We start from the raw sequence: 819 nt of genomic DNA, 5'->3' as shown, positions 1-819 counted from the left end.
GATAAAAAAGAGCCGCATTTAAGTGGCTCTTTTTTACTTTGGAAAACATCTCCCAGTTTGGTTCTATTTACTTGTCTTTAAGCTTAATAGAATGTGATAAAGTGAGGATGGGAGTGATAAAGAGATGAAAGAATTACAAGGAAAAATAGCAGATTATACCCGTTTCGGACAAGTACTTTTGTCTATAAGTACATTTTTAATGATCGGTTTATTAATTCCAAGCGGAGTCAAAGATATGGTGCAGTCTTTTGTTATGATGGGGAGTATTGTTGTATTTTTAGTTCTTGCTTTTTTCTTCTTTAAGTGTGTTAGAACGATGCGTGACCAATTAGAGGAGAGCGAATATGAAGAAAATTGTTAAATAGAGCGCTACGAAAAGAAAAAATCTTTTTGTAGCGTTTTTTCGTTTTTGAAGAAAATGTATGCGGTTTATATTGACAATGATAATCTATATCAATTAAAGTAGAATAGTAGTTAATGATTATCATTATCAATTAGAGGTGAAAGAATGAAAAAATCCATTACGCTGTTCACAGCGATCTTATCTATTTTTTTCTTATTAATAGGTTGCAGTGCAAAAGAAAACGAAAAAGCATCCGCCACAAAAACAGATAAAGGAACAGACAAAATCGAAATTACCGATCTCTCAGACAGAAAGATAACATTCAATAAAGTTCCTGAAAGTTTTGCGACGTTAAGTATGGGTGACATGAATGTTATCCACGCTTTAGGAGGAAAAATCGTCGGGCGTCCAGATGCAAAAATTCCCCTTCCAGAAGATTTGCAAAAAACACAAGTAATTGGAAATGCACATCAGCC

1 protein-coding gene and 1 pseudogene are annotated in these 819 nt (G+C 33.7%); both read left to right on the top strand.

Annotated features, from left to right (window positions below):
- The first annotated feature begins 124 nt into the window (after nt 1-124).
- Entirely contained in the window at nt 125-361 is a 237-nt protein-coding gene (locus tag AC1DTM_RS29535) for a YrhC family protein (RefSeq protein WP_002111956.1), read from the top strand.
- 147 nt (nt 362-508) lie between these two features.
- Nucleotides 509-819 (top strand): annotated as a pseudogene (locus AC1DTM_RS29530) (ABC transporter substrate-binding protein); the annotation flags it as partial.

It is taken from the genome of Bacillus sp. P4_D3 (assembly GCF_056401855.1).
The sequence above is the reverse complement of the archived record's forward strand: the minus strand, read 5'-3'. Positions and strand labels throughout refer to the sequence as shown.